Consider the following 3792-nt stretch of genomic DNA (forward strand, 5'->3'; position numbering starts at 1 on the left):
ATCTCCCCTGAACGACTTTCTTAGCGCTTGTGCGCATGGTGACATCCGCCTGTCGTTGGACCTATTCAGGAGTTTTCTGCTGTCTGGGTATACGAATGTAGACGAAATGGTTAGCAACGGATCGTGGAAGTTCCAAATCCACCAAGTCATCAAGCCAGTCATGATTCCGGACCGCTATTTCTATGATGAAGCACTGAGCAATATACCGAATATCTATCAACTGCGCTCTCTTCGTCAATCTTCGCATTTCACTGGCCTCCGGATACTACGAAAAATAAGTAAGGGCCTCGAGAAAAGCTCGCCAGCATACTACGACATAGCGGAATTGAGGAGTTATTTTGCCGAAACGTTTGGTATGGTGGAAGATTTTGAACGGAACGTTGATGTCCTACTTAAGCATGGATTTATAGAGTCCAATAATCGATTGGACTCATTCTCCTCGTCCGTGGATAGTATCAAGGTAACGGCATACGGGCTATACATGGTGCGTGGTCTGGCATTCTATTTTTCGTATCTCGATCTAATCTGTACCGACTGCGGTATTTTTAGTGAGCAGATTAGTCACTACTTAACGGAAGCCGCAAAGAGTGAGTATTCAATGTTTCTTGACGGGGACCGGGTTGAGCGGGTTCAAGTACGTTTGGCTCGAGTTGAAGAGTTTATAAAGTACTTGGAAAAGGAAGAGATCCGCGAGCGGGATATTTACTCTCTTGGGATGCCTGCATCCGAGATGTTCACCGCATTAATAAAGAGTAACTTCGAGGCGGAGAAGCGGCGAGTCATGAAAAGCGCCAAGAGACAAGAAGCAGTACGTCGATTCAGGTAGCAAGGGGTTGCTGGCTTATTCTCGCCGAATCCGGCAGGTCAGACAGCCGTTCTAACGACCGCTCCCGCTGCAAAGGAGTCACTGACGGAACCATATAAAAATGGCAAACACGTTGCCGTCCATCCGCCAGCGGAAGCTGCGGCTTTCTGCACTGAAGTTCACGCACTGGTAATTTGGCGCAATGTCGGGATCGGGGGCGATGTGATGCAGGCGGGCGGTGTGCAAGGGACGCGATTAAAGCGTTGCGGCGCGAGTAATCACCTTGGGGCAGCCAGGGAACGAAAACGCCCAAATCGCTATCAAGTTAATAGCTGCTTGCGCTCGTCCTTATTTGGCTACAGCCCAATTTGATGCTAAAACCTGATGCAAAAATCAGCCCCACCCGCTCCATGCATCCACCACAACGGACCGTGGCCCCCTCATGCAAGCCCCCTCTTCTCCTTCAGCATTTATGCCCACACCGCCGCCTCTCGTTCACATCACCGGGCAAACCCATGACGTCGCCATCGACCTGATCTATGCCGGCGCCGACAACTTCACCGGCCAGGTCATCTACGCGCATGCGCTGTGCTTTTTGCACCCTCAAGCCGAAGCATGCCTGCGCAAGGCCATCGCGGCCGCCCGGGGGTTGGGCTTTCGGCTCAAGATTCTCGATGCCTTCCGGCCGCAGGAGGCACAGGAAGCGCTGTGGGCCGTGGCGCCCAACCCGGACTACATCGCCGACCCGAAAAAAGGCTCGAACCACACGCGCGGCGTGGCGGTGGACCTGACGCTGATCGACGCACAAGGGCAGGCGCTGGACATGGGCACGCCGGTGGACACCATGAGCCCGGCGTCGCACCACTTTCATGCGGCGCACCCGGCGGCCGTTCAAGTCAACCGCATGATGCTGCTGACCGTGATGCTGGAAGCGGGTTTTGTGCATCACCCGCGCGAGTGGTGGCATTACCAGTTGCCCGATGCGCAGCGGTTTGCGCTGATTGACAGCCACGCCTTCATGGCGTGCGTGCCAGCGGTCGAAAACCACGCATTCCATCGCCTTCCTGATTCACCATGAACGGCCGGAGCACCGCCTGGAGCGCCCACCGATCACCTTGTCTTTTTGTTGCAAATGGGCCCCATGATGGCGCGCATCATGACCGTCGTCATCACGCGGGTCCATGTCGGCCCGCAAGCTGACGCTGCGATTTGTTCAAATTCCGTAGCCGTGAACTAAAGTGAGGCTTTTTCTCCCTTCTTTTACTGCGGGCGTCGTGCCCGCGCGCCGCTTTTCCTGAGAAAGACCCGCCATGTGTGAACTCTTTGCGCTGTCCAGCGACGCGCCCGCCACCGTGACGGTCTCGCTCGGCGTGTTTGGCGAGCGCGGCGGCAGGCTGGGCCCCCACAAAGACGGCTGGGGTATTGCCTTCAAGGAAGGCCGCGACTTTCGCCTGATCAAGGAGGCGGCACCCGCTGCCGACAGCCCCTACCTGCGCTTTGTGGAAGCGCACGAGTTTCGCAGCGAAATCGTGCTGTCGCACATTCGGCTGGCCAGCGTGCCGCGGGTGACGTCGTACGCCAACACACACCCGTTTACGCGCGAGTTGTACGGTGCTTGCCATGTATTTGCACACAACGGCAACATGCCGGGTGTTCTGGGCGACAGCCGCCTGGCACCGACCTGGAACTTTCCGCTTGGCGAGACCGACTCGGAGCGGGCCTTTTGCGCCCTGATGGACCGCCTGCGCCATGCGCTGAGGCCCGACGAGGTGCTGAATGTGCACCAAAAACTGCCGGTCATCCAGCACTGGGCCAACGCGCTCGCGCAACATGGCGCCGCCAACTTCCTGCTGTCCGACAGCGAGTATCTCTACGCGCACTGTTCAACCAAGCTGTTCTACATTGAGCGGCAATGCCTGGCGCCCCGCGAATCCTTCGGCAACCCCAACCTGCGCGTGGCGCTGGAACCCGCGCAGGGCGGCGCCCGGCACGTCAGCCTGATCGCCACCCAGCCGCTGACCACAGACGAAGCCTGGATTGCGCTGCCGCCCGGGGAGGTGGTGGTGTTTCAGCATGGCAGGCGCGTCGCTTTATGATGGCTGGCAGCGCCGAAGCACCCCGACTGGCGACGCATGCGCCAGCCGCAGCCCATGGCGTATGCTGCAACGCATGAACGAAAAAATCAACCAGATACTGCTTCAGATGGCCACGCTTGAAGCGGAATTACGTACCACGGTGCAGGCGCAGGAAAGCCGGATGTTCTTCCAGATCAAAGGCAAGCGCGTCGAATTCGAACAATCGGTGAGCCAGGCGCACCGCAAGCTCAAGACCGGCCTGCTGCGCTGGCTGGTGCGCGACCGGCCGCAAAACCTGATCACCGGTCCGCTGATCTATGGCATGGTGGTCCCGCTGCTCATGCTCGATGTCTGCGTCAGCGTCTACCAGTGGGTCTGCTTTCCCATCTATGGCATCACCAGGGTCCGGCGCAGGGACTACCTGGTCTTTGACCGGCGGCATCTGGGCTACCTCAACTCCATCGAGAAATTCCACTGCACCTACTGCGAATACGGCAACGGACTCATGGCCTACATGACGGAAATCCTGGCCCGCACAGAGCAGTATTTTTGCCCGATCAAGCACGCGCACAAAATACTGGGCACGCACGCGCGCTACAACCGTTTCCTGGACTACGGCGAGGCCGATGCCTATGAAGCGAAGCTGGAAGAGTTCCGGGTGGCGCTTGGCAAGGTGAGATGACCCACGTCACGAATTCCCTGCCGGCTGCGCTACCCGCGATCGCCTCACGGCACGGCGTGTCGGTCGAGGCACTCAACAGCGCGTGCTTTTGCATCAGCCTGGACACCGGGGCGCTGGGCCGGGCCCTGGAATCGGAGATGGGCCAGCCCGGCCTGTTTGAACTGGTGCGCGAGCGCTGCCCCTACCTGTTCGCGGCGCGCCCCGTGTTTGTGTCGCAGGCCCACCTGGCG

At 58.6% G+C, this 3792-nt stretch carries 5 protein-coding genes and 1 pseudogene; 5 read left to right on the forward strand and 1 reads right to left on the reverse strand.

Annotated elements, in window-relative coordinates; all coding sequences use genetic code 11:
* A partial coding sequence (locus Q8K05_RS02905) for a hypothetical protein (protein ID WP_305245040.1) occupies positions 1-826 on the forward strand: 826 nt, incomplete at its 5' end.
* Positions 827-904: 78 nt separating this feature from the next.
* Here the strand turns inward: Q8K05_RS02905 and Q8K05_RS02910 are convergent.
* The gene (locus Q8K05_RS02910; RefSeq protein WP_305245041.1) at positions 905-1051 is read right to left on the reverse strand and encodes a hypothetical protein; all 147 of its coding nucleotides are present in this window, start codon (positions 1049-1051) and stop codon (positions 905-907) included.
* A 226-nt stretch (positions 1052-1277) separates the two neighbouring features.
* Between Q8K05_RS02910 and ddpX the strand changes: the two genes are divergently transcribed.
* From ddpX to Q8K05_RS02930, 4 genes and pseudogenes are all read left to right on the forward strand, one after another.
* Positions 1278-1883: a D-alanyl-D-alanine dipeptidase gene (ddpX, locus tag Q8K05_RS02915; RefSeq protein ID WP_305245042.1), complete on the forward strand. Its 606-nt coding sequence runs from the start codon at positions 1278-1280 to the stop codon at positions 1881-1883.
* Positions 1884-2115: 232 nt separating this feature from the next.
* Complete coding sequence (locus tag Q8K05_RS02920; protein WP_305245043.1) at positions 2116-2901, forward strand: class II glutamine amidotransferase; 786 nt, start codon at positions 2116-2118, stop codon at positions 2899-2901.
* Positions 2902-2974: 73 nt separating this feature from the next.
* Complete coding sequence (locus tag Q8K05_RS02925) at positions 2975-3562, forward strand: hypothetical protein (RefSeq protein WP_305245044.1); 588 nt, start codon at positions 2975-2977, stop codon at positions 3560-3562.
* A pseudogene (locus Q8K05_RS02930) lies at positions 3559-3792 on the forward strand (hypothetical protein); the annotation flags it as partial. The gene Q8K05_RS02925 and the pseudogene Q8K05_RS02930, both read left to right, overlap by 4 nt.

It is taken from the genome of Polaromonas sp. (genome assembly GCF_030682935.1).
Lineage (GTDB): Bacteria > Pseudomonadota > Gammaproteobacteria > Burkholderiales > Burkholderiaceae_C > Polaromonas.

What these genes read in the sequence shown, in the direction of transcription:
- ddpX (WP_305245042.1), top strand. Translation starts at nt 1,278, where the DNA reads ATGCCCACACCGCCGCCTCTCGTTCACATCACCGGGCAAACCCATGAC.
- Q8K05_RS02920 (WP_305245043.1), top strand. Translation starts at nt 2,116, where the DNA reads ATGTGTGAACTCTTTGCGCTGTCCAGCGACGCGCCCGCCACCGTGACG.
- Q8K05_RS02925 (WP_305245044.1), top strand. Translation starts at nt 2,975, where the DNA reads ATGAACGAAAAAATCAACCAGATACTGCTTCAGATGGCCACGCTTGAA.